Genomic DNA, 22300 nt, shown 5'->3' with positions numbered 1-22300 from the left:
AGGGGCACGTTCTACGACGTGGTGATGTTGACTCGGAACGGAGTGGCGACGACGTTGTTCTCCCCGCTCGCCCCGTTGCCGACCTGACCGGCGACGTTATAACCCCAGCAATAGACGTCGGTGGTGTCGACCCGCGCGCACGTCGTACCCGAGTTGGTGGATACGGAGTCCACGGCACCGGCCAGGGTGACCTGCTTTGGTGCCGACGAATCCGACGTCGAACCGTCACCGAGCTGCTTGTCGGAATTGTCGCCCCAGCACCGCAACTCGGCACCGGCGACTGCGCAGGAGGTACCCCAGTCGGTGGCGACATCGGTGACATCGGTCAGTCCGACCACCTCGGTCGGGGTCTGTCGTGCGGCGGTGGTTCCGTCGCCGATCTGACCGTACGCGTTGTCTCCCCAGCAATAGGCCTTGCCCGCCGCGGCCGCACATGCGGTCTGCGGGTATGTCGACCCGGTCCCGCTCTGCTTGTAGGTGCCGATCGCGATGTCGGTGGCGTCGGTGAGGGAGAGCTTCACCGGAGAGGGCTGGCGGCTCGTCGAGCCGTTGCCGATCTGCCCGCTGTCGTTGTTGCCCCAGCAGTACACGGCGCCGTCGGCGATCGCGCAGGTGGTGCCGCGTGCGGTGGTCACGTCGGTGGCTGTTCCGGTCACCCCGGTGACCTTGGTGGGTGTCGTGGAGTCCGTGGTGCCGCCGGTACCGAGCTGGCCTTGATCGTTGTCGCCCCAGCAGTACACGTCGCCGGCCGAGATCGCGCAGGTTGATCCGAATCCGGTGGAGATGGCGGTGACGTCGCTCAGCGTGGAGATCTTCTTCGGCGTCTCACTGGAATCGGTGCTGCCGTCGCCGATCTGACCGTAGTTGTTGGCGCCCCAGCAGTAGGCCTGCCGGTCGGAGACCGCGCAGGCGGTGGTGACGTACTTGTCGTCGGTGTTGACGTAGTTGCCGATGCTGACCGAGGTGACCGGTGTCAGATTCACCGCGACCGGCGTGGTGGTATCGGTCGACGTCCCGTTGCCCAACTGGCCGTTGGCGTTGTTGCCCCAGCAGTGCAGCGCCTCGTTGGTGACAGCGCATGTCGTATTACCGGATGTGGCAACGGTATTGGGCTGCGCGACGACTGCCGCGGGCTCATCGCTGCCACCGAACAGGCCGGTGGCGAAACCGATTCCGACCACCGCCACGACGACGACCACGAGCGCCGCGGCGATTGCCCCGATGATCAGACCCGTGCGCTTCTTCTTCGGCGGAACCGTACCCGGCTGCGACGGGTAGCCCCCACCGCCGAGCAGTGAATTCGGTTGCGCCGGATTGTATCCGGGCGGAGGTGTGCCACCACCGAATCCGGCTGTCGCCGGGGTGGTTGCCGAGGGCGGAGCGCCGAAGGGCACCGACGGATTCGGCTGCGACGTGTAGGGCATCCCCAGGTTCGGCTGGCCCACACCGGGATACGACGGAGCCGAGGGCGGCGGGGTCGGAGCGATCGGGGCGTGCCCGGGGACGGTGGCGCCGACGGGGGAGAACCCGGCCGGGGTCGGCTGTGACGGTGGCCGGGTCTGGTGTCCGGAACCGTAGGACGGTGGGTTGGTGACGCCGGTCGGCCCGGCGCTCAGACCCGGGCCCGGGCTGGGACGGGCGTCGAGCGCCTGCTTCAGCGCGGCGGCAAAGGCGCGGCAGTTCGGGTAGCGGTCGGCGGGATTCTTGGCCAGCGCCTTGTGCAGCACCGGGTCGAAGGCGGCGAGATCCGGCCGCAGCGAGCTGATCGGCGGGATCGGTTTGGTCAAGTGCGCCATCACCAGCGCCGACGGCGTCGTCGTGGTGAACGGGGCCTGGCCGGTCAGGAGTTGAAAGACGGTGCACGCCAACGAGTATTGATCCGACATCGCGGTTGCGTCATGACCCTCGATGACCTCGGGTGCGCAATAGGCCAGGGTCCCGATGAAGGCGCTGGTGGCCGTCAGCGACGTGGAGTTGACCAGCTTGGCGATACCGAAGTCGAGGACGGTGACCCGCTCGACATCGCCGGTCGACGGATCCCGACTGACGATGATGTTGGCGGGTTTCACGTCTCGATGGATCACGCGGTGCCGGTGCGCGTAGTCGAGGGCATCGGCGACCTGCGCCGTCACCGCGACGACGTCGGCCGGCGAGGTCGGGCCGCTGCTGAGATCGCGTCCGTCGAGGTAGCTCATGGTGAACCACGGCGTGCCCTCGTCGTTGATCCCGTACTGATGGATCGAGATGATGCTGGGGTGATCCAGCGACGCGGTGGTGCGAGCCTCGTTGGTGAATCGCTTCTGGAAGTCGGGATCGTGGGCGCCGGCCAACGAGATGACCTTGAGTGCCTCTTTCCGGAGCAGGTGCGGATTCTCGACGAGGTACACCTCACCCATCCCGCCCGATCCCAGCAGCGAGATCACCTTGTATCCGGCGACCTGTGAACCTGGACTGAGCGGCACGTCTAACCCCTTCGACTGTCTCCGGACGATGGTGTGTGACCTTACCGAAGTGCCCTCCGAATTGGTCGTCTTATCATTCGAACGGTGGGTGGGTGACCGGTCGAAGTCGGTGTCGTCGGCCACCCGGTGCGAGCTCGATCACGTGGGGGCGGCGATGGCATGGCACAATACATCCGTGGCTGAGAGCACTTCGAAGAAGCATTACGTCGACAACGGCTGGCCGAAGGCGGCCGAGGGCGACGGACCCGAGCACGCGGTCTCCGAATTCGCGGCCGAACTCGCCGGTGCGTTGTCGCCGTTCGGCGACGTGGAGTTCCCGTTGCCGGCCGACGAGGTCCACTACATCAATCCCAAGACCGTCATCAACCGCTGACACGCGGTGACCGACGTCGATCCGGACGTATCGCGGACCGCAGACCGACTCTCACACGTCGATGACTCCGGCACGGCGCGGATGGTCGACGTCGGCGACAAACCGCGTACCCGTCGCCGGGCGGTCGCCGGTGGGACCTTCCGCACGACCCGTCGAGTGATCGAGTTGCTCACGTCCTCGTCGCTGCCGAAGGGTGACGTCCTGGCCACCGCACGCATCGCCGGGATCATGGCCGCCAAGCGCACCGACTCCCTCATCCCGCTGTGTCACCAGCTCGCCCTGTCGTCGGTCGACGTGGACTTCGAGATCGGTGAGGACACCGTCGACGTCACCGCCACGGTGACCACCGCCGGACCGACCGGTGTCGAAATGGAAGCGCTCACCGCCGTCGCGGTCAGCGGACTCACCTTGCACGACATGGTCAAGGCCGTCGACCGGCATGCCCAGATGGACGCGATCCGGCTACTGGCCAAATCCGGTGGCCGCTCGGGCGACTGGACACGAGATGCCACCGGAGACACCGGCACCCGAGACACCGGCAGCAACGACCCGGCGATCGGTCGATGACAGGTCAGCGGGTGGCGCGCGTCGTGGTGGCCTCCACGCGGGCGGCCAACGGTGTCTACACCGACCGCACCGGACCGTTGATCTCCGCCTGGCTGGCCGATCGCGGCATCACCGTCGACGAGGTCGACGTGGTGGTCGACGGGCCCGCCGTCGGCGATGCGATCCGCGCCGGCATCTACGCCGAGGTGGATCTGGTCGTCACCACCGGGGGTACCGGGCTCTCACCCACCGACCGCACTCCCGAACAGACCCGGCCAGTGCTCGACGTCGAGTTGCCGGGGCTGGCGGACGCCATCCGCACGGCGGGCCTGCCCGAGGTGCCGACGGCGATTCTCTCGCGCGGTATCGCCGGCGTGGCCGGCCGGACCCTGGTGATCAATCTTCCCGGCTCCACCGGGGGCGTCCGGGATGGCCTGGACGTCCTGGGCACCGTCCTCGACCACGCGCTCGACCAGATCCGGGGCGGGGATCACTAGATGGCGCAGATCGTGCGCGCCGAGATCTCCGAGGCCCCGATCGGTCTTGCCGATCACGAGGCGCTGGTCACCGACGCCGCGGCGGGAGCGGCGGGAGCCGTGGTGGGATTCGTCGGCGCGGTCCGCGATCACGACGGTGGCAACGGCGTGACCCGGCTGTCCTATTCGGCCCACCCGAGTGCCGCGCAGGTGCTGCGCCGCGTCGTCGCGGAGGTCGCCGAGGATGCCGACGGGGTTCGGGCGGTGGCCGTCTCGCACCGGATCGGCGACCTGGCCGTGGGTGATGTCGCCTTCGTCGTCGCGGTCGCCGCCGATCACCGTGGTCCGGCATTCGCTCTGTGCGCTCGGCTCGTCGACGAGGTGAAGGCCCAACTCCCGGTATGGAAGCACCAGTTCTTCACCGACGGTCGCGACGAATGGGTTGGGTCGGCCTGAGTGGTGACACGAGCATGAAAAGGCCCCCGCACGGCGCGAAGCAGCATGCGGGGGCTCTTTGCTCAGGGGCCTTTATCAGGCTCAGGGGAGATTCGGGATCTGGCCCTGGTGCTCGTTGAACAGCTTCAGCTGATCCGGGGTGAGCTGGTAGCCACTGTTCTGGGCGGCATCGAGCAGAGCCAGCAGGCTCGGGTCGGTGGTCTTGTCGCGGAGCGTGGTGAGGGCGTCGTCGGTGCTCGTGGCGCCACTGCTGCCGGTGCTCGGCGCCGACGGTGCCGGGACGGCGGGCAGGCTCGGGGTGGTGGTCGGAGCGGTGCGCGGGGTGGCGCCCGACAGCCCGGTGCCACAGGTCGGCCATGCGCCGGGACCCTGGCTGGCCAGGACGCGCTCGGCGACGACGATCTGCTGCTCACGGGTGGCCTGGTTGGCGCTCGGTGCGAACTCGCCGCCACCGTGGCCGGACCAGGTGCTCGGGCTGAACTGCAGCCCGCCCTGGTAGCCGTTGCCGGTGTTGATGGCCCAGTTGCCGCCCGACTCGCACTGGGCGACCTGATCCCATTCGGCGTCGGTGGCCGCGTGTGCGGAACCGGTGCCCAGGAGGGCCGCGCCGCCGCCGAGGACGGCTCCGGTCAGTGCGACCTTCGCGAAGGTCTTGGTGGCAGTGGTGGTCGTCGGCTTGCGATGACGTCCGGACATGAGTGTGTTACCTCTCTCCACGCGCCTGCGAAGTCAGCTGTCGGGTTCGAGCGAGAGGTGCTCGGTCGCGTCGGCCGTAGCCGTCGGACTTAACCCCAAGAACGTCGTTGACGTCCGTTCTTCCGTGCGGAAGGGTGGGTCCCCCGTCCTCGTTCCCAGATGTTGCTCGTCATTCCACCGGTGGAACGAGGCTCGGCGCGACCGGTGAAAGTTGTGTGTCTTGGTTGCTGTGCTGTGACCTTCTTGGAAGGACGCTTCGTACAGTACGGCCTCGACGCCGACGAATCACACCTTCTTCCACAACGGTTTTCGTGTCTGCGAGTGGGACTTTCGGCCCCATTCGATCGTCGCCGCAGTTCACGGGCATGATGCCCTTCTCGTGTCCATCTCGTTATCGGCTCGTTATGTGATTAAGCTCACAGGGGCGTGGCGGCGTTTCAGCCCCCGGCGAAGGGCGGCAGGACGTCGACGGTGCGCGTCGCGCCGAGGTCTCGACCGCGGTCGCACACCGCGACCTCGTCCCAGAGATACGACGACCGATCCAACACATGCCGCAGGGCCGGATTGTCGGCTGCCAGAATGTGTTCCAGCTCACCGAGGGTGATCTCGTCGGGGACGTCGACGACGTCTGTTTCCCGGCCCGCGGCGGCCCGCGCGGCCGCGAAATAGCGGATCGTCAGACGCACCGATCAGCCCCCGATCGCCGACATCGGACGCGTGGGCTGACGGAAGTCGCCGGAGTTGACCGAGTGCCCGGCACGTTTGGCCCAGGTGTTCTCGCGCCACAGCCGGGCGATCGCGGCGTCGACGTCGGCGCCGCCGCCACGCAGGACCGGCAGCAGAGAGGTCTCGGTCTCGGCGAACAGGCAGTTGCGCAGAGCGCCGTCGGCGGTGAGGCGGGTGCGGTCGCAGTCGCCGCAGAACGGGCGGGTGACCGAGGCGATGACGCCGACCCGCGCGGGACGACCCGCGGCGTCGGTGTGGCCGGCGACCAGCCATGTCTGGGCGGGCGCACCGGCGCGCGGTACGTCGTCGGGCGTCAGCCGCGCGACGTGGCGCAGCGCCTCGAGGATCTCCACCGCGGTCACCATCGCCGAGCGATCCCAGCGATGATCGGCGTCCAGCGGCATCTGCTCGATCACCCGCAACTGATATCCCTCACGCAGACAGAACCCGAACAGCGCCGCGAGTCCACCGAGATCGCTTCGGTCCGGGACGACGGCGTTGACCTTGACGGGATCGAGTCCGGCCGCGCGGGCGGCCGCGAGTCCCTCGAGGACGTCACCGAGACGATCGCGCCGGGTGATCTCGGCGAATCGGGCCGGGTCGATGGTGTCCAGCGACACGTTCACCCGGGTCAGCCCGGCCTCGGTGAGTCCCTGCACCCGACGGGACAGGCCGAGGCCGTTGGTGGTCATCGCGATCCCGGGACGTTCCGGCAGCCGGGACACCCGGGCGATGATCTCCTCGAGATCCCGGCGCAGCAGTGGTTCACCGCCGGTGAAGCGGATCGTCCGGATCCCCAGGTCACGGACCGCGACGGTCAGGACACGAACGAACTCGTCGGTGCTCAGCACCGCGTCGGTCGGTAACCAGTCGAGACCGTCGGCGGGCATGCAATAGGTGCAGCGCAGATTGCAGCGGTCGGTCACCGAGACCCGCAGGTCGGTGGCCACCCGGCCGAAGGTGTCCCGCAGCGGGCCGTCGACCGGTGCCGGGGCGCGCGACGCCGGGATCAGCGACGGCAGCGGCAGTCCGAGGTCGACGGCGGTCATCAGCGGTCCCGGGTTTCGATGACGTCGGCCCGGGTCGCCAGGGCGCGAAAGGTGCTCGCGTGGAAGACGAGTGGTTCGACGCTGGGGTCGGCCTGCAACTGTTCGATGCGCAGCAGGACGAGGATGTGGTCGCCGGCGGGGATCTCCTGCTCGATACTGCAGGACAGGTGGGCAGCCGCGCCGGGGATGAACAGGGAGCCGTCGCCGGCGGCGAGGGGATCGATGTCGTTGAATCGGTGTGCCGCGGGACCGGCGAGCTGACGACACTGCCGCGATTGATCGTGGGCGAACACGCTGACACCGAGCATGTGGGCGTCGCGCAGCCGCGGCCACGTCGTCGAGGTGTTCTGGACGCAGACACTCACCAGCGGGGGATCGATGGAGACGGCGGTGAAGGCGCTCGCCGCCATCCCCACCGGCTCGGTGCCGTGATGATGACTGCAGACCGCCACCACACCGGACGGGAAGCAACTGAAGGCGCGTTTGAGCGCGCCTTCGTCGGAGGCCGGTGACAGATCGGGCCGACGATCGATCATCGCCGGGACCGGGTCGTAGGATGCCGACACCGCGTCACCGGGTCCGTCGACCCGAGCGCAGCGCGTAGACCAGGCCGAGGAGGAAACCCAGCGGTGCGCACATGGTCAGCAGGTAGACGGCGGTCGGTGCGGTGTCACCGTCGGTGACCAGCGGCGTGACGAACAACGCGACGATGGCCAACAGTCCGATCGCGAAGACCACGCCGGCCACCGCCAGCAGGCGCGAGGAACGATTCTGATCCATAGCCTTCCACGGTAGAGCACGTCGGTGGCCCGACGGGTGGTCAGAAACCGCTTGGCCCAGTGTTTAGAATGGTGGATACCAGGCGCGGAAAGGCTCAAGTCGTGTGTCTCCGCGCCTTTTATTGTGACCGATTTCGACCATCAGATGAGGGTGAGCACAGTGCCGAGCGGCAAGGTGAAGTGGTACGACGCCGAGAAGGGCTTCGGTTTTCTCGCGCAGGAGGACGGCGAGGACGTGTACGTCCGCTCGTCGGCACTCCCGGAGGGTGTCGATGCGCTCAAGCCCGGTCAGCGCGTGGAGTTCGGCATGGCCGCCGGACGCCGCGGCCCGCAGGCACTGACCGTCACCGTCCTCGAACCGGCGCCGTCGGTGGCGAAGAACACCCGCGACCGTGATCGCGAGGCCGCGCGTAAAGAGGTCAAGCGCCACAGCCCCGACGAGCTGCACGGCATGGTCGCCGACCTGATCACCCTGCTCGAGGGCAAGGTGCAGCCGGACCTGCGCAAGGGACGGTATCCCGATCGCAAGACCGCGCAACGTATTTCCGAGGTTGTGCGGGCGGTCGCCCGGGAACTCGACCGCTAGGCCACGCCGGGTCGTCGTTCACGCGGGTCGTCCATGCCGACGCGGCACCCGCGCGCTCACGCGCGCTGTGCAATGACCACGCGAGGGTGGGCGTGCCGCGCGGGCGAGCACGACCCGCGTGAACGACGCCGACGCCGCGTCAGCGGATCTGCGGCACGTCGGCCGGTAAGGTGTCGACGGTGAGCACCCCGCGAGCGAAGCTGGTGGTCCCGTCGTCGGAGGCCACCACCGACGCCGCGGTGATGGTGATGCCCAACAGGATGTGCTGGGGCTCGGTCTGCAGCGGCACGGTGAACGTGGTGCCCGACGCGAACGGCGACTCGTTCTCGGCCAGACCCTCGGGGGTCCAGTAGAGCGTGGTCAGATTCCACGGCCCCTCGGCGATCTCGCTGGATACCGACAACAGGATCGTCTGGCCCGTCGCGATGGGGAGGTGCGGGGTCTCTCGTTGCGGGCTGAGCAGTGGCGGGTCACATTCCTTGAGGTAGACGTCGCACCACTTGACCGGTTCGACGGTGTGCAGTTCGTCGCCGACGGCGAGCTGCAGATACGCCTCGTCCTTGTGTGAGGTACCGGTCGCGGCGAGGATCCCCACCGTCGTCCCGACCACCGCCACGAACACCACGACGACCGCGAGGACGATCGCGATGGCCTTCTTGTCACCGGAGTTGAGCACGCTCTAGTGATATCCCATCCGCTTGGTCGAGGCGTCACCCGGTCCGGAGGGGTACCGCGTCGTGGGTGCCTCGGAGCCCGGCTGTCCCGGTTTCGGTGCCGAGGGGTTGGGGTGCGGGTTCGGCTGGTGTGGCGTCGATGCGTGGGGGTTCTGGGGCCGCGGGTTCTGGGACTGTGGGTTCTGGTGCTGTGGGTTCGGGGTCGCACCGAAGGGCATGGTCGGTGCCGCCTGCTCGGGACGTTCGCCACCGAGCCCGGGCACCAGCGACCGGCCGCGGTCGGTCATGACGGTCTGGATGAGCCCGAGACCGAGCAGCACCGACACCACCGTGAAACCGATCCACAGGGTCGTCGGCAGCAGTACACCCAGCGCGGCGCCGAGCACCCAGCACAGCTGCAACACGGTCTCCGACCGGCCGAACGCCGACGCCCGCGATTCCTCCGGAAGGTCGTCCTGGATGGACGAATCCAGACACACCTTGCCGATCGCGCTGGTCCCGGAGGCGACGAATGCGGTGAGGACGGCGAGGAGGATGTTGCCGAAGATGGCGGCCAGCACGGCCATCGTGAAGCAGGCGGCCGTCGCATAGACGACGATCTTCGCCGGGTTCTTCAGCTCGAGCCGGGTGCCGGCACCGTTGCCGATCATGTTGCCGACGCCCGCCGCGGCACCAACCGCTCCGAGCATCGCCAGTTGCCGCCAGTCGGAGTGCACACCTTGCTGGGCCTTGGCGTAGAAGGCGATGTAGAGCGTCAGGAAGCCGGTCAGGATGCGGATGGTGCCGTTCCCCCAGAGCGCGGCGACCACCCGCCGGCCCAGCGGCTGGCGCATCTTGGCGGCGATGGCCTTCGCGCCGCCCCGCACACTGCCGCGGGTCGAGGTGTGCGAGTCGGGTGCGTGATAGGTCAGCGTCGTCGGGATCTCACCCTCGGTGACCTCCACCCACGACGGAATCCGCATGCACAGGTAGGCGCCGATCGCGGCGACGATCGCCAGCCACAGCATCGCGCCCGGGAGGTGGAAGGGCAGCACCTTGGCGAGCAGCAGCTCGAACAGGGCGGCCACCGCGCCGCCGATCATCGTGCCGCCGATGAGGCCGAAGGTGGTCAATCGCGAGTTGACCCTCGGCAGGTCGATGGACGGTGGCACCACACGGGGCGTCACCGCCGATTTGAGCACCCCGAACGATTTCGACAGGACCAGCAGCCCGAGCGCACACGGATACAGCACCCACGGGTCGTAGGTGAGCTGCTGTGCCGCGACGTCCCACGACACATTCGCCATGATCAGCAGCGCGAGCACCACACGCGCCGCGAACGTCGCGGCCATCGCGACCCGCCGTCCGTGCTGGAGGCGGTCGAGGGCCGGCCCGATCAGCGGGGCGATCAGGGCGAAGGGCGCGATGGTCAGGGCCAGGTAGAGCGCGACGCTGACCTTGGACTCGGCGGTGGCGGCGGAGAAGAACAACGTATTCGCCAGGGCGACGGCCATGGCGGCGTCGACGGTGAAGTTGGCGATCACCGGCAGGGTGAGGGCGGTCAACCCGGACCGGTCGGCGCCGTCGGCGGTGGCGGCCCGGTGGATCTTGCCGATTCCCTTGGCCGTCAGTTGCCTGCTGCGCATGGCGGCGACGCGGGCAACGGTGATCTTCTTGGGGATCTGCGCTTGCTCGGGGTCGGTGGGCAGTGCCGCGGTCGAGCCCGACGGGCGGTGCGAGGTCTCCTGGGGATCGGTGGGAGCGTCGTGGAGCGGCGGCAGATGCGGATTGTGGGTCCGTGGCGGCAGGTACGCCTCACCGCGGTTTCCGCCCGGCGGGTTACCGTGCGGACCGGCGCCGTTGCCGCCGCGGCGACGCGGACCGTCGGCGGGGTAGTTGGCCGCACCGGGATGGTCGACGGGGTTGCGTCGGGTACGCGCAGCGGGCTGCGGGGTGTCGTTCCCCCCAGGCGCGGTGGCGTTGTCCTTCGGCGTCCGTCCGATCACGCGTCAATTGTTCCTCATCGGTGGCCGGGCCCGCCGCATGCCGTCATCCGGTGGTGTCGTGGGCGACCTTGTGTGCCTCGACGTGGGCGAGTGAGGCACACTGGAACGGTGACTGGAGTAGTGGACGGGCCGCGGTTGCTCGACGCCGTGGACATCGCCCGGGGCGCGCTCATCGATGATGGACACGAGCCGGGGGCGCATCGTGCGGCGGTGGCGGAAGGGGAGTGGGCGGCTGCCCACTATTTCGACGCCGACCTGGTCGGATACCGCGGTTGGCAGTGGTGCGTGGTGGTGGCGGGGGCTCCCGGTGCCGACACGGTGACCGTCAGCGAAGTGGTGCTGCTGCCGGGCGAGGGCGCGCTGCTGGCGCCGGAATGGGTGCCGTGGAATGAGCGGGTCGCCGCCGGTGACCTGTCCGCGGGTGACCTGCTGGCCGCCGACGCCGACGATGTGCGACTGGTCCCGGGGTATGTGGACACCGCCGACGGTGTGGACCTCGCCGACGGTGCCGATCCCGATCAGGTCGCCGAGGTCGCCGGCGAACTCGGTCTGGGCCGCGAACGTGTGCTGAGCCGGGAAGGTCGTGACGAGGCCGCCACACGGTGGTACGAGGGCGACCGCGGTCCCGATTCCGAGATGGCGCAGGCGGCACCGTACGCGTGCTGCACCTGCGGTTTCTACATCCCGCTGTCGGGGACGCTGCGGGTGGCGTTCGGTGCCTGCGCCAACGCGTACGCCGCCGACGCCCAGGTGGTTTCCGCCGAATTCGGTTGCGGGGCACATTCGTCGGTCGTCGCGCCCTCCGGTGAGGGATCACCGGCCTACGACGCCTTCGATGACGGGGTTCTCGAGATCGTCGCGGTCGGTGCGGGAACCGGCGCCCAGGCGGACCCGTCGTCCTGAACCGAGACGAGAGTGGTGCCGGCGATCGCGGCGCCGCCGCCGACGATCCCTTCGCGACGGCGTCCCTGCGCGCGGCGACCCTCGCCGCGTGGCGTGATTCGCCGACCCGGATGGCCGAGGACCGCGCCGCCGAGGCGGACCTCGCCACCGTCGGATACCGGGATCGGCTGTTCGTCGAACTGATCGCCAACGCCGCCGACGCGGCCGGGGCCGTCGGGGTCGGCGGTGTCGTCGGCGTCTGGGCCGACGATGACGGTGCCCTGCATGTGGCCAATACCGGTGCGCCGCTGACGGATTCGGGTGTGCGATCGTTGCTGGCACTGCGCGTCTCGGCGAAGGGCGATGCCCACGATCCCGATGTGATCGGGCGGTTCGGTGTCGGGTTCACCGCGACCGCCACCGTCGCCGATCGGATCGAGATCCGGTCGCGGAGTGGATCGGTCGTCTTCGACCGGGAGCGTGCGGCGAATGCCGCAGCAGCGGGCATCGAGACCGCCGCCGTCCCGGTCCTGCGCCTGGCCTGGCCCACCGATGTCGCGCCGGCACAACCCTTCGACACCGAGGTCGTCCTGCATCTGCGACCCGACGTCGACGTCGGAAAACTCCTCGAATCCGCCGCTGATCAGGCGCCCGGGCTCCTGCTCGCGCTGGCCGGTGTCGATCGGATCACGGTGGCCGACAACGATGTCGAGATCGAACGCACCGCTGTGCCGGAAACCGATCCGGCCATCGGGTCGACGATGCGCAGACTGGTGATCACCCGGACGGCCGGCCCGGAGACCCGGACACCACAGGTCTGGACGGAGGTCGCCCGCCCGCCGTCGCGATGGCTCATTTCGCGTCGCGCCGACGGGGAGTCGGTCGAGCCGATCGCCCGCGACGTGCTGTGGGCGCCCACGCCCACCGAGATCGAGTTGTCGCTGCCGTGCCGGTTGATCGCCGACCTGCCGCTCACCCCGGACCGTCGGCACCTCCACCCGGATGCCGACATATCCTCGGCCGCAGTCGGATACACCGATGTGATGCGCTGTATCGCCGGTGCGGAACGGTTGTCGCTGGTGCCCTCCGCGCACCGGGCACGCGGACGTGTCGACGCGCAGTTGATCGAGGCGGTACTCGACGAACTCCGGGTGACGTCGTGGCTGCCCGGCATCGACGAGTCATCGCTGGTGCCTGCGCGTGCCGTGGTGCTGATCGGCCTCACCGATGCCCTCGCGGAACTGCTGGGTGACGCATTCGCCGATCTGGTGTCCCCGGAACTGTCTCTGGCGCAGCATCTTGCGTTGCTCGAGTCGCTCGGCGTCGAACGGCTGGGTCTGGCCGGTCTGGCGGAACGCTTGGCCGGCCTCGAGCGTGAACCACGCTGGTGGGGACGGCTCTACGAGGCGCTCGCACCGTTGGTGGCCACCCCGCTCGACGTCGAAGAACTTGCCGCACTGCCGGTTCCACGCGCCGATGGCCGGACGAACTTCGGTGTGCGCGGCCTGTTCTCGGCCGGTGCGGTGAGTATCCCGCTGCGCTGGATTCACACCATCGCGCCCGACGCCGACCACCCCCTGCTGCTGCGTGTCGGCGCGCAGCCGCTCTCGATCCCGGAGGCACTCGCCGATCCGGCGCTGCGAGCCCTCGTCGAGGCGGCCGTCGACCTCGCCGACAGCGGCGAGGATGACGACGAGGTCACCGGTCTCGCCGAGGAGGTGCTCGCCCTGCTCGCCGCCGATCCGGACGTCCCGACCCCGGAGTGGTTGTCCCGGATTCCGTTGCGCGACAGCGAGGGAGAGTTCCGCAGTGCCGACGAGATGGTGCTCGCGGACTCGCCGCTGCTGGCCGTGCTGGTCGAGGATCATCCGTTCTCGCTCGTCGCCGACGAGATGGTGGGACGTTTCGGCGTCGGGACGCTGCGCAGGCTCGGCGTCGGCTGGGGGTTCGCCGTGGTGCGTGACGACCTTCCGACCGGTCCCGATCACGAGCTACCCGACGAGGAACAGTGGTGGGACACACTCTCCGCTGCACCCGAGTCGATCTGTGCGGTAAGAGATCTCGATCTCGTGGATCCCGACAAGTGGCTGGCGGCACTCACCCTGCTGGCCACCGACCCCGACATCGCCGCAACGCTCGACGACCGGGCCGGTTACACCGCCTGGTGGCTGCGGAACTTCGCCGAGATCGACGGACTGCTCCTCGGTGAGTACCGGGCACCCTCCGACACGTCGCTCGACGGTGTCCTCGATCAGTTGGATCATCCGCACGCCGACGCCTTCGCCGCCGCGGTGGCGTCGCTGCCGCCCGCGTCCTCTGACGAGGCATCGCTGCTGATCACCCGGGTGGGCGATCCGCGACGGCAGGTCAGCCCCGGCGTGGCGCGCGGGGTGTATGCCGCCGTCGTGGACGCCTGCCGCGCCGGTGCGGTGGACTGGCGCGACGTCGCCGAACCCGAGGGGGTCCGGGCGGCATCAGGTGCCGCGACCGGATCGGCGATCCTCGATGCCCCGTGGTGGGCGCAGGCAATCGACCCGGACGACCTCGTCGTCGGACCGGCCGATGCCGACGGTGCCTCCCTGCTGGCCGATATCCTCGACCTCCCCACGGTCGGGGAGGCCTTCTCCGCCCGCGTCGACGATGAGGGGCGACCGGCCACCGGGTCGTCGACGGCGGCGGTGCTGTTCACCGCGGAGACCGGCCGCGCACTCCTCGGACAGGTCCGGGTACACGATGAGCTGTGGATCACGCTGTCGCGCAACGGGACCGATCACAAGATAACCGTGCGGGTGCGCTGGTGGGTCGATGATCGGGGTATCACCCATCTCGGCGTCGGGCGCTGATCAGCGGGCGTCGATACCGGTGGTGAGAATGGCCGCCAGCTGCCGGTAGGCCTGCGCGTCGTCGAGACCGGTGGTGGCCGCGACCTCGCGGCGCTGGATGCGGCTCATCATCGAGGCGGCCAGATCGGCGGCGAAAGCGGCGTTGACATCCCGGAACTCACCGGAGGTGACGCCGGCATCGATCAGCTCGCGGACCCGGGACGCCGCGGCGGCGGTGTTGCGTTCGTAGAGTTCGCGGGTCGGTGTGAAGGCGTGCAGATCCGCCATGAACCTCGGCGATGCGGGCGTGAGGGCATCGCCGACCGCGATCAGGTAGGTGATCACCGCGTCCCGCGCCGACGACGCCTGAGCGACCTTCTCCTCGACGGAATCGGTTGCGGTACGGAAGAAATGGGCCACGGTCTTGGTGACCAGCTGCTCCTTGCTGTCGGCAAGGGTGTAGAGCGTCGACTTCGAACAGGTCAGCCGGGCGGCGAGATCGGCCACCGACAGGTGCGCGAACCCTTCGTCGAGCACCAGGGTGAGGAGCGCGTCGAACAGGGCACTGCGACGTCGGGTCGCGAAGTCGGTGGCGGCGGGGCGGGGCATGCTGCCTCCTCTTCGTCGACGGGGTTGATGCCTCTCGTCCGAGAATAGTACTGTCAGGCGTACTTGAGTACTATTTGTGAGCCCGAGAGGTGATGACATGGCGGTGGACCGGCTACTTCCCGACGACGATGCCCGCGACCTGATCGCCCTGACCCGCGACATCGCCGATAAGCGACTGGCGCCGATTGTCGACGATCACGAGAAGCGGGAGGCCTACCCCGACGGCCTGTTCGCGGAGCTGGGGGAGGCGGGCCTGCTCGGATTGCCGTATCCGGTGGAGTGGGACGGCGGTGGGCAACCGTATGAGGTCTACCTGCAGGTGCTCGAGGAACTCGCGGCCCGGTGGGCGGCGGTGGCCGTGGCGGTCAGTGTGCACGGCCTCGCCGCGCATCCGCTGTTCACCTTCGGCACCGAGGAACAGAAGCAGCGCTGGCTGCCGGATCTGTTGAACGGCAGACTGATCGGCGCCTACAGCCTCAGCGAACCGCAGGCGGGCTCCGATGCCGCGGCACTCGTGTGCCGGGCCCGACCCGCCGATGGTGGCTACCGGGTGACCGGCACGAAATCGTGGATCACCCACGGCGGGATCGCCGATGTGTACAACGTCTTCGTCCGCACGGGTGAGGGGTCCAAGGGCATCTCGTGTCTGCTGGTCGCCCGCGACACCGACGGGCTGAGCTTCGGCAAGCCCGAGGAGAAGATGGGTCTGCACGCCGTGCCGACGACGTCGGCGACCTACGACGACGCGTTGGTGCCCGCCGACCGGCTGCTCGGGGTCGAAGGTCAGGGTCTGCCGATCGCGTTCTCCGCACTCGATTCCGGCCGGCTCGGTATCGCCGCGTGTGCGACGGGGCTGGCGCAGTCGGCGCTGGATGCCGCGGTCGAGTACGCGCAGGAGCGGACCACGTTCGGCCGCAAGATCATCGACCATCAGGGCCTGGGATTCCTGTTGGCCGACATGGCCGCCGCAGTTGACTCGGCGCGCGCCACCTACCTCGACGCGGCGCGCCGGCGCGATGCCGGACAACAGTATTCGCGTGCCGCAGCCACCGCGAAGCTCGTCGCCACCGATGCCGCGATGAAGGTGACCACCGACGCCGTGCAGGTGCTCGGCGGCAACGGCTACACGCGTGACTTCCGAGTGGAACGCTACATGCGGGAGGCGAAGATCACCCAGATCTTCGAGGGCACCAACCAGATTCAGCGCCTGGTGATCAGCCGGTCACTGGCCACCGCGTGAGTCGCCTACGGTGAGGGCATGACCGCACCCCTGGCCTTCGGCGAACTCCGGATCGATGACGGCGTGACGGAATGGATGGTGCAGGGGCGTTCTGAGCCCTGGATAGGCGTCGCGCACACCATCACCTTCTTCGGCAACTCGCTCACCATGACCGTGATCTCCGCCGTCGTGGTGGCGTTGCTCGCGTTTCGCCGTCACTACGCCGAGGCCGTTCTGCTGGGCGTCGGCGCGCTGATGGGATCGGTGGTGATGGTCGCGCTCAAACATCTCTTCGCCCGGACCCGTCCGCCCGTCGACGACCGTCTCCTGCACATCGAGAGCTACTCGTTTCCCTCCGGCCACGCGATGATGTCGATGATTGTCTACTGCCTCCTCGCGGTGGTCGCCTACCGGACCATTCCGTGGGTACGCGATCACCCCTGGATCATGCTCGCGGCACCGATCCTGTCGTTCGCGATCGGCGTCACACGCGTGTATCTCGGTGTTCATTGGACCACCGACGTCCTGGCCGGCTGGGTGTGCGGCGCACTGTGGGTACTGCTCTGCGTGTGGTTGTCCACCAGGGTGACGTTACGGCCGTCGACCTCCCGGACGTGAACCACCCAGATTGATCCACTCGGACGATGGGCACGGACATCGACGATGCGATTAACTGGGTCGATGTCGGATTCGGATTGGCCGCCGGGACAGCCTGAGCCGGGGCGCAACGACTCGACCGAATTCATCCCGCGACCCGCGCCACCCACCAACATGGCCCCGATGCCACAGTCGCAGCGGCCCCCGGATCCGACGACTCCACCGCCTCCGGTCGGCAACTACGAACCGACCATGGCGCGCCCGATCCCCACGGGTGGCTTTCCGGCGCAGGATCAGTACCCGCAACCCGGCCAGTACCCGCAACCCGGCCAGTACCCGCAACCCGGCCAATACCCGCAGTCCGGCCAATACCCGCAGTCCGGCACCGGGTTCTACGGGTATCCGCCGCAGCCGCCGGGATCACCGGCGCCGCAGATGCCACCCCAGCCACGACGCCGCCGTATCTGGCCGTGGGCGATCGCCGGCGTCGCCCTGCTGTGCGTGGTCGGTCTGGTGGTCGGTGGCGTCATCCGCTGGGTGGCGGGCGACGACAATGACGCCGAACGCCAAGCACTGCTGCCGGGGCAACTCACCGGCGCCTACCCCAGCGCGCCGAGTGCGGCGTGGACGGTCAACGCCTCCGACGCGGGTGGGGAGCAGTTCCTGTCGGTCGATCCGAGCCGGTCCGCTTACGGCACCGTCGGCGCGGTCAGCGACGGGACCCACCTGGTGACGATGGTCGGGTCGACATCGTCGAGCGAGGGTCGGCGGGTGGTGGGAATCAACCCGGCCACCGGTGAACACTGGACCGCGGCCCGCGCCGTCACAGGATGCGCGGATGCGATCGTCGGCGGCCAGATCGCCTGCTACGACGAGAGTACGGTGACCTTCTTCGACGCGGCGACCGGACGGGTCACCGCCACCGCACCCAGTTCCGCTTCCACCTCGTACGAGATCGCCCTCAACGGCGACGCCGCCTACCTCCGGGACTTCGGCGGCGGGAGTGGAAGCATGCGGATCAGCAAGATCTCCCGGCAGGGACAGGCCGAGTGGACCAAGGCGTACACGCTGACCGACGGCGCGCCGGGCGGCGACTCCTCGTCGTTCACGGCGACGCCCGCGCTGGTGGCGAGTGCGCAGACCTCCCTGGTGGTGGTCTCGGCGGTCGACGGCCGCGAGATCCTCAACCGACCCGGATTCTCCACCCTCGAATCACTCCCGGACGGATCCATCGCGGCGGTGTCCGGAACCGGCTCGGGCGGGACGTTCCAGGCGGGCCCGGTCGTGGTGGTGCGCCCCGACGGCACCGTCGTCGAGATCCCCGGAAGGGCGGTGGCGGCCGCGACGGTGGTCACCCCGGAGCAGCGAGATCACCTGCTGGTGGCCGGCAAGTGGACCTCGGCGAGCACGGCCCAGAGTTCTTGGGCCACGTCGCTTTCCGGGGAAAGCTACGAACTGAGCGCCGCCGAGGTGATCGTCGCGGACAACCGCGAGATCCTCACGCGGGTGGGGCAGCAGATCGTCGCGAGCGATACCGCGACCGGCCGCCAGGTCTGGACCGCCGAACTCGGCACCGGATCGGGTTACCAGAACACCGGCGTCACCGACGGCGCCCGGCTCATCGCCGGCGATTCCGCGTCCGGACTCCAGGCGTTGAATCTGACGGACGGGTCGTCCGCGTGGAGCCTGCCGTCATCGGCGCTCGGCGCGACGTCGAATATGGCACCCCGGGTGTTCGCGGTCGGGAAGAGTTTGGTGACCCTGACCAGCACCACCATCACCGGCTTCGCCCCCACCGGCGGCGACGCCACCGTCCCGGGTGCGCCGACCACGAAGGCCCCGGCCCCGGAAGGTTCGGTGACGCACTGTAGATCGGCTCCGACGTTCACACCGGAGAAGTTCCGGACCACCTCCGCCGGGCTGGTGGCGACGATGAAGGTGGTGGCGACGTGTCCCGACGGAGACGTGATGTCCGGTGCAGCGACCCGCATTTCGATCTCGGACGCCGGAAAGCTGGTGGCGTCGGGGTTGTTTGATTTCTCCCGTGCCCCGACGGCCATCCCGTCGAGTGATGACGACGCGAGCATCACGATGGACCTGACCTATCCGCCGGGGTCGTTCTATCGGACGCCGGACACGCTCGGTCAGGCAAATGGCACCGCGAGCGGCCAGTTCACCGTCGACTGCGACCCGGGTGCGCAGACCACCAACCAGCTACCCGCGCCGCAGTCGGGGTCGACGGCGCCCCCGATCACCGCGACCGGCCCGGCCGTACCCGCAGGCACCGACATTGTCGCCACCACGGGCGACGCGTTGCGGGCGCAGGCGGACTCCGACCGCGCCTTCATCCTCGCGAACCTCAACAATCGGTGGGTCGCGCAACTCAGTTCCAAACGACCGGGCCTGTACGCGGACGGCAAGACGTGGGACAACCAGGCGATCCTGGACGAATTCCTGGGTCTGCGGCTCCGATTCAACGACGTCCGTCTGCTCTATTCGACCGAATGGAGCGTGTTCAGTCAGCCGGGGTGGTGGGTCACGGTGGCCGCGCTGACGTTCCCCGGACCCGATCAGGCCAACGCGTGGTGTTCGGCGCAGGGCTTCGACGGCGATCACTGCTTCGCCAAGCTCGTGTCGACGACGGCGCCGGCCGACGGTTCCACGCGCTACCGCTGAGCGCCCCGGACAGCAGTCACCCTCAGAGGGTTGCGTGACAGAGCTCACCCCGCTACGGTCAAGTTTCATATTTGATACACGGATGACTTCTCGGGAGGGTCGAAGTGGATGGTGTGACGGTGGCGGGAATCGTGGTCGGGGCGGTTCTCGCCATCGGCATCCTCGGAGTCCTCGGGCTCCTCGTGGCGCGCGCGATGGCGAAGCGTCCCGATCGGGCGAAGTTGCGGAATGTGCCGGTGGCCGAACTCGATTCCTTCTTCGCCTCGCAGGCGAGCTTTGGTACCTCGGTGGAGGTGACCACCGCGCTGTCGCGGCCCGAGGTGTGGCAGCGACTGACCGAGAGCCCCTACCTGTCCGCGCTGCCGCTGTTCACCGGCCCCGTATGGAACGCCGGCCGTGCCGGGGTGTCGGCCGGGGATTGGTGCACCGCGTCGGGCACCTTCGTGTCGGCCGAGCTCCGCGTCGTCGAATCCGTTGCGGGCGAACGGCTGTCCCTCGTGGGTTCGGGTGTCTCGATTCCGCTGGCGGTACGTGACGCGGCCGAGCGGTTCACCATCGCCGACGGTCCGCGAGCAGGGACGCTGACGGTCCGGTGGGAGGTCGGCGGCTCACCGAAGTGGATCGGCTTCCTGCCCTGGCGTTGGGGCGCATCGTTCGCCAAGCCGGTGCTGTCGGGTGGGCTGAGTCACGTCCTCCAACTCGAATCCGCGGGCCAGACGGCCTGAGAACTCGCGGCCGACTCGGCTACGGCTGGTAGTCGGCCACCCGCTCGGGGATCACGAGCGACGGAAGCATTAGGCGCAGTTGACTTTCGGTGTACGCATCGATGGTCAGATGTGGCGCGAAGTGCCAGTGTTTGAGCGCCCAGCCGTGGGCCAGCATCATCAGATCGAAGACCACGAGGTCGGCGTCGACGTCGGCACGGATGAGTCCGGCCGCGACGCCGGATTCGATGGCGTCCCGCATCGGAGCCGATGTCTCGACCTCGAGTTGTTTGATCGCCTCGCGGCCGTCGGCGTCGAGGGTCCGGCTCTCCCGATAGGTCAGGACGACGGCGTCGCGGTTCTCGTCGACGATCTGTAGGTACTGCCGGAAGCCCGCGATGAGTTGACGCACCGGATCGTCACCTGCGACGTCCATCGCCGGTTGCAGGCGGTCGCGGAACTTCTCCAGGATGTCGACGATCGCGGCGAGCAGGATGTCCTCCTTGCCGCCGAAATACTTGTAGAACAGTCCGACGCTGACGCCCGCCTCCTCGGCGAGGGCCTGCATCGACATCTGGTGAAAACCGGTGCGCTCCATGACCGCCACCGCGGCGTCGAGAAGTTGCCGCTGGCGTGAGGACACCCGGACCGCCCGCACCGCATCCTCGACCGCGGTGTCGGCCACCGATCGGGCCGCGGCTGTCTTGGCCATCCGTGTCTCCTCTGCTGGTTGGGCCGGTGAATCGTCGTTCACAGTGTATGCGACGACGACGAACGCCTCAGATGCCGAGGTCCTTGGCGATGATCGTCTTCATGATCTCGGTGGTGCCACCGTAGATCGTCTGGATGCGGGCGTCGACGAACGCTTGCGACACTGCGTATTCGCGCATGTAGCCGTAGCCGCCGTGCAACTGCAGGCAGCGATTGGCGGTGCGGAACTGCAGTTCGGTGGCCCACCACTTGAGTTTCGCCGCCCGTGCCGCGGTCAGCTCACCCGTCACGTGCTCGGCGATGCAGTCGTCGAGAGAGGTTCGGGCGATGTCGAGTTCGGTGGCGATCTCGGCGAGCACGAACTGGGTGTTCTGGAAGGAGCTGATCGGCGAACCGAAGGCGGTGCGCTCCTTGACATAGTCCATCGTTCGGGCGAAGACACCCTCCGCGGCCGCGACCGCTCCGATGGCCAGACTCAACCGCTCCTGCGGAAGATTGTGCACGAGTTGGTAAAAGCCCTGCCCCTCCTCGCCGAGCCGATTGGCCACCGGCACACGCATGTCGGTGAAGCTCAACTCGCTGGTGTCCTGCGCGTGCAGACCGATCTTGTCGAGGTTGCGGCCGCGTTCGAAGCCCGGCGTGTCGGCCTCGACGACGAGCAGGGTGAGCCCCTTGTGCTTGTCCGGGCTGGTGCGGGTGGCCACCACGAACAGATCACCGTTGCGGCCGTTGGAGATGAAGGTCTTCGACCCGTTGACGACGTAGTCGTCGCCGTCGCGGACCGCGGAGGTGCGGATGCCGGTGAGGTCGCTGCCGGTGCCGGGTTCGGTCATCGCGATGCCCAGCACCGTCTCACCCGACACGACGCCGGGCAGCCACCGCGCCTTCTGCTCGTCGGTGGTCATCTCCACCAGGTACGGCAGCACCACGTCGTTCTGCAGCGAGAAGGAGATGGCTTCCGCTGCGGCACCGGTTTTCGCGGTTTCCTCGATGACGATGGCGTTGTATCGGAAGTCGTCGACGCCGGGTCCGCCGAACTCTTCGGCCACCGGGAATCCGAGCAGGCCGTTCTTGCCGGCCTCGGTGAACATGCTGCGATCCCACAGGCCCGCGGACTCCCAGTCCTCGTGGTGCGGCGTGATCTGTTCGGCGACGAACCGTGCGACGGTCTCGCGGAAGTGCTTGTGCTCGATGTCGTGGGTGAGGGATGTCATGGTGGGTCTCCTGGGATAGGGGGTCTCGATACGCCCCTTGTTCCTCGGGGCTACTCGA

At 68.4% G+C, this 22300-nt stretch carries 22 protein-coding genes and 1 riboswitch; of the genes, 11 read left to right on the top strand and 11 right to left on the bottom strand.

The genetic code is table 11. The features are described from left to right. Positions 1 to 11 precede the first annotated feature (11 nt). Positions 12 to 2462 carry a protein kinase domain-containing protein gene (locus tag ACWETB_RS03020; RefSeq protein WP_449742000.1) on the bottom strand — a complete coding sequence of 817 codons (2451 nt, stop codon included), beginning with the start codon at positions 2460 to 2462 and terminating at the stop codon, positions 12 to 14. Between the two features lie 154 nt (positions 2463 to 2616). Between ACWETB_RS03020 and ACWETB_RS03015 the strand changes: the two genes are divergently transcribed. From ACWETB_RS03015 to ACWETB_RS03000, 4 genes are read left to right on the top strand one after another with little or no spacing between them, the layout of a single operon-like run. Continuing rightward, a complete protein-coding gene (locus ACWETB_RS03015; RefSeq protein WP_449741999.1) occupies positions 2617 to 2835 on the top strand; it encodes a hypothetical protein in 219 nt (72 codons plus the stop codon). A gap of 6 nt (positions 2836 to 2841) precedes the next feature. Next, the gene (moaC, locus tag ACWETB_RS03010; RefSeq protein ID WP_452209181.1) at positions 2842 to 3402 is read left to right on the top strand and encodes a cyclic pyranopterin monophosphate synthase MoaC; all 561 of its coding nucleotides are present in this window, start codon (positions 2842 to 2844) and stop codon (positions 3400 to 3402) included. Next, positions 3399 to 3878, top strand: a complete 480-nt coding sequence (locus ACWETB_RS03005; protein WP_449741997.1) for a MogA/MoaB family molybdenum cofactor biosynthesis protein — start codon at positions 3399 to 3401, stop codon at positions 3876 to 3878. Before moaC ends, ACWETB_RS03005 begins: the two co-directional genes overlap by 4 nt. Then, positions 3879 to 4313 carry a molybdenum cofactor biosynthesis protein MoaE gene (locus ACWETB_RS03000; protein WP_449741996.1) on the top strand — a complete coding sequence of 145 codons (435 nt, stop codon included), beginning with the start codon at positions 3879 to 3881 and terminating at the stop codon, positions 4311 to 4313. It abuts the gene before it with no gap. An 81-nt stretch (positions 4314 to 4394) separates the two neighbouring features. Here ACWETB_RS03000 and ACWETB_RS02995 read toward each other — a convergent pair whose 3' ends face one another. The 5 genes from ACWETB_RS02995 to ACWETB_RS02975 form a co-directional block, all read right to left on the bottom strand. After that, on the bottom strand, positions 4395 to 5009 hold the full coding sequence (locus ACWETB_RS02995; protein WP_449741995.1) for a transglycosylase family protein: 615 nt from the start codon (positions 5007 to 5009) through the stop codon (positions 4395 to 4397). Between the two features lie 6 nt (positions 5010 to 5015). Beyond that, positions 5016 to 5186, bottom strand: a riboswitch (cyclic di-AMP (ydaO/yuaA leader). Positions 5187 to 5446: 260 nt separating this feature from the next. Next, on the bottom strand, positions 5447 to 5695 hold the full coding sequence (locus ACWETB_RS02990) for a MoaD/ThiS family protein (RefSeq protein ID WP_452209178.1): 249 nt from the start codon (positions 5693 to 5695) through the stop codon (positions 5447 to 5449). A gap of 3 nt (positions 5696 to 5698) precedes the next feature. After that, entirely contained in the window at positions 5699 to 6784 is a 1086-nt protein-coding gene (gene moaA / locus ACWETB_RS02985) for a GTP 3',8-cyclase MoaA (RefSeq protein ID WP_449741993.1), read from the bottom strand. After that, positions 6784 to 7320, bottom strand: a complete 537-nt coding sequence (locus ACWETB_RS02980) for a flavin reductase family protein (protein ID WP_449742426.1) — start codon at positions 7318 to 7320, stop codon at positions 6784 to 6786. Before ACWETB_RS02980 ends, moaA begins: the two co-directional genes overlap by 1 nt. Before the next feature lie 34 nt (positions 7321 to 7354). Then, positions 7355 to 7564, bottom strand: coding sequence for a hypothetical protein (locus tag ACWETB_RS02975; protein WP_449741992.1), 210 nt, complete (start codon positions 7562 to 7564; stop codon positions 7355 to 7357). Positions 7565 to 7723: 159 nt separating this feature from the next. Here ACWETB_RS02975 and ACWETB_RS02970 point away from each other — a divergent pair, with 159 nt between their 5' ends. Then, the gene (locus ACWETB_RS02970) at positions 7724 to 8149 is read left to right on the top strand and encodes a cold-shock protein (protein ID WP_449742425.1); all 426 of its coding nucleotides are present in this window, start codon (positions 7724 to 7726) and stop codon (positions 8147 to 8149) included. A gap of 139 nt (positions 8150 to 8288) precedes the next feature. Here the strand turns inward: ACWETB_RS02970 and ACWETB_RS02965 are convergent, their stop codons facing one another. Both ACWETB_RS02965 and ACWETB_RS02960 read right to left on the bottom strand, forming a co-directional pair. After that, positions 8289 to 8825 carry a DUF2771 family protein gene (locus ACWETB_RS02965; RefSeq protein WP_452209176.1) on the bottom strand — a complete coding sequence of 179 codons (537 nt, stop codon included), beginning with the start codon at positions 8823 to 8825 and terminating at the stop codon, positions 8289 to 8291. 3 nt (positions 8826 to 8828) lie between these two features. Continuing rightward, positions 8829 to 10808 carry an MFS transporter gene (locus ACWETB_RS02960; RefSeq protein ID WP_452209174.1) on the bottom strand — a complete coding sequence of 660 codons (1980 nt, stop codon included), beginning with the start codon at positions 10806 to 10808 and terminating at the stop codon, positions 8829 to 8831. A gap of 108 nt (positions 10809 to 10916) precedes the next feature. Between ACWETB_RS02960 and ACWETB_RS02955 the strand changes: the two genes are divergently transcribed. Both ACWETB_RS02955 and ACWETB_RS02950 read left to right on the top strand, forming a co-directional pair. Beyond that, complete coding sequence (locus ACWETB_RS02955; RefSeq protein ID WP_449741989.1) at positions 10917 to 11711, top strand: DUF3027 domain-containing protein; 795 nt, start codon at positions 10917 to 10919, stop codon at positions 11709 to 11711. A 110-nt stretch (positions 11712 to 11821) separates the two neighbouring features. Then, positions 11822 to 14533 (top strand): sacsin N-terminal ATP-binding-like domain-containing protein, encoded by a 2712-nt coding sequence (locus ACWETB_RS02950; protein ID WP_452209171.1) that lies wholly within the window; start codon positions 11822 to 11824, stop codon positions 14531 to 14533. Here ACWETB_RS02950 and ACWETB_RS02945 read toward each other — a convergent pair whose 3' ends face one another. Beyond that, the gene (locus ACWETB_RS02945; RefSeq protein ID WP_449741987.1) at positions 14534 to 15121 is read right to left on the bottom strand and encodes a TetR/AcrR family transcriptional regulator; all 588 of its coding nucleotides are present in this window, start codon (positions 15119 to 15121) and stop codon (positions 14534 to 14536) included. A 97-nt stretch (positions 15122 to 15218) separates the two neighbouring features. On the opposite strand from ACWETB_RS02945, the gene ACWETB_RS02940 reads away from it, so the two are divergent. The 4 genes from ACWETB_RS02940 (at position 15219) to ACWETB_RS02925 (ending at position 20338) form a co-directional block, all read left to right on the top strand. Next, on the top strand, positions 15219 to 16361 hold the full coding sequence (locus ACWETB_RS02940) for an acyl-CoA dehydrogenase family protein (RefSeq protein ID WP_449741986.1): 1143 nt from the start codon (positions 15219 to 15221) through the stop codon (positions 16359 to 16361). Positions 16362 to 16379: 18 nt separating this feature from the next. Further along, entirely contained in the window at positions 16380 to 16958 is a 579-nt protein-coding gene (locus ACWETB_RS02935; protein WP_449741985.1) for a phosphatase PAP2 family protein, read from the top strand. 162 nt (positions 16959 to 17120) lie between these two features. After that, positions 17121 to 19613: an outer membrane protein assembly factor BamB family protein gene (locus ACWETB_RS02930; protein WP_452209168.1), complete on the top strand. Its 2493-nt coding sequence runs from the start codon at positions 17121 to 17123 to the stop codon at positions 19611 to 19613. A 119-nt stretch (positions 19614 to 19732) separates the two neighbouring features. Continuing rightward, on the top strand, positions 19733 to 20338 hold the full coding sequence (locus tag ACWETB_RS02925; RefSeq protein ID WP_452209166.1) for a hypothetical protein: 606 nt from the start codon (positions 19733 to 19735) through the stop codon (positions 20336 to 20338). A gap of 19 nt (positions 20339 to 20357) precedes the next feature. On the opposite strand, the gene ACWETB_RS02920 is transcribed toward ACWETB_RS02925, so the two are convergent. Continuing rightward, positions 20358 to 21029 (bottom strand): TetR/AcrR family transcriptional regulator, encoded by a 672-nt coding sequence (locus ACWETB_RS02920; protein ID WP_452209164.1) that lies wholly within the window; start codon positions 21027 to 21029, stop codon positions 20358 to 20360. A 67-nt stretch (positions 21030 to 21096) separates the two neighbouring features. Further along, entirely contained in the window at positions 21097 to 22242 is a 1146-nt protein-coding gene (locus tag ACWETB_RS02915; RefSeq protein ID WP_452209162.1) for an acyl-CoA dehydrogenase family protein, read from the bottom strand. Positions 22243 to 22300 lie beyond the last annotated feature (58 nt).

This window comes from Gordonia sp. NPDC003950, from assembly GCF_053605205.1.
This window is presented reverse-complemented; position numbering and strand designations above follow the sequence as displayed.

Excerpts from the sequence above, each read along its gene's own strand:
- ACWETB_RS02980 (WP_449742426.1), bottom strand. The coding sequence starts at position 7,320 with ATGATCGATCGTCGGCCCGATCTGTCACCGGCCTCCGACGAAGGCGCG.
- ACWETB_RS03000 (WP_449741996.1), top strand. The coding sequence starts at position 3,879 with ATGGCGCAGATCGTGCGCGCCGAGATCTCCGAGGCCCCGATCGGTCTT.
- ACWETB_RS03005 (WP_449741997.1), top strand. The coding sequence starts at position 3,399 with ATGACAGGTCAGCGGGTGGCGCGCGTCGTGGTGGCCTCCACGCGGGCG.
- ACWETB_RS02995 (WP_449741995.1), bottom strand. The coding sequence starts at position 5,009 with ATGTCCGGACGTCATCGCAAGCCGACGACCACCACTGCCACCAAGACC.
- ACWETB_RS02975 (WP_449741992.1), bottom strand. The coding sequence starts at position 7,564 with ATGGATCAGAATCGTTCCTCGCGCCTGCTGGCGGTGGCCGGCGTGGTC.
- ACWETB_RS03015 (WP_449741999.1), top strand. The coding sequence starts at position 2,617 with ATGGCATGGCACAATACATCCGTGGCTGAGAGCACTTCGAAGAAGCAT.
- moaA (WP_449741993.1), bottom strand. The coding sequence starts at position 6,784 with ATGACCGCCGTCGACCTCGGACTGCCGCTGCCGTCGCTGATCCCGGCG.
- ACWETB_RS02920 (WP_452209164.1), bottom strand. The coding sequence starts at position 21,029 with ATGGCCAAGACAGCCGCGGCCCGATCGGTGGCCGACACCGCGGTCGAG.
- ACWETB_RS02930 (WP_452209168.1), top strand. The coding sequence starts at position 17,121 with ATGCCACAGTCGCAGCGGCCCCCGGATCCGACGACTCCACCGCCTCCG.
- ACWETB_RS02950 (WP_452209171.1), top strand. The coding sequence starts at position 11,822 with ATGGCCGAGGACCGCGCCGCCGAGGCGGACCTCGCCACCGTCGGATAC.
- ACWETB_RS02945 (WP_449741987.1), bottom strand. The coding sequence starts at position 15,121 with ATGCCCCGCCCCGCCGCCACCGACTTCGCGACCCGACGTCGCAGTGCC.
- ACWETB_RS02940 (WP_449741986.1), top strand. The coding sequence starts at position 15,219 with ATGGCGGTGGACCGGCTACTTCCCGACGACGATGCCCGCGACCTGATC.
- ACWETB_RS02935 (WP_449741985.1), top strand. The coding sequence starts at position 16,380 with ATGACCGCACCCCTGGCCTTCGGCGAACTCCGGATCGATGACGGCGTG.
- ACWETB_RS02915 (WP_452209162.1), bottom strand. The coding sequence starts at position 22,242 with ATGACATCCCTCACCCACGACATCGAGCACAAGCACTTCCGCGAGACC.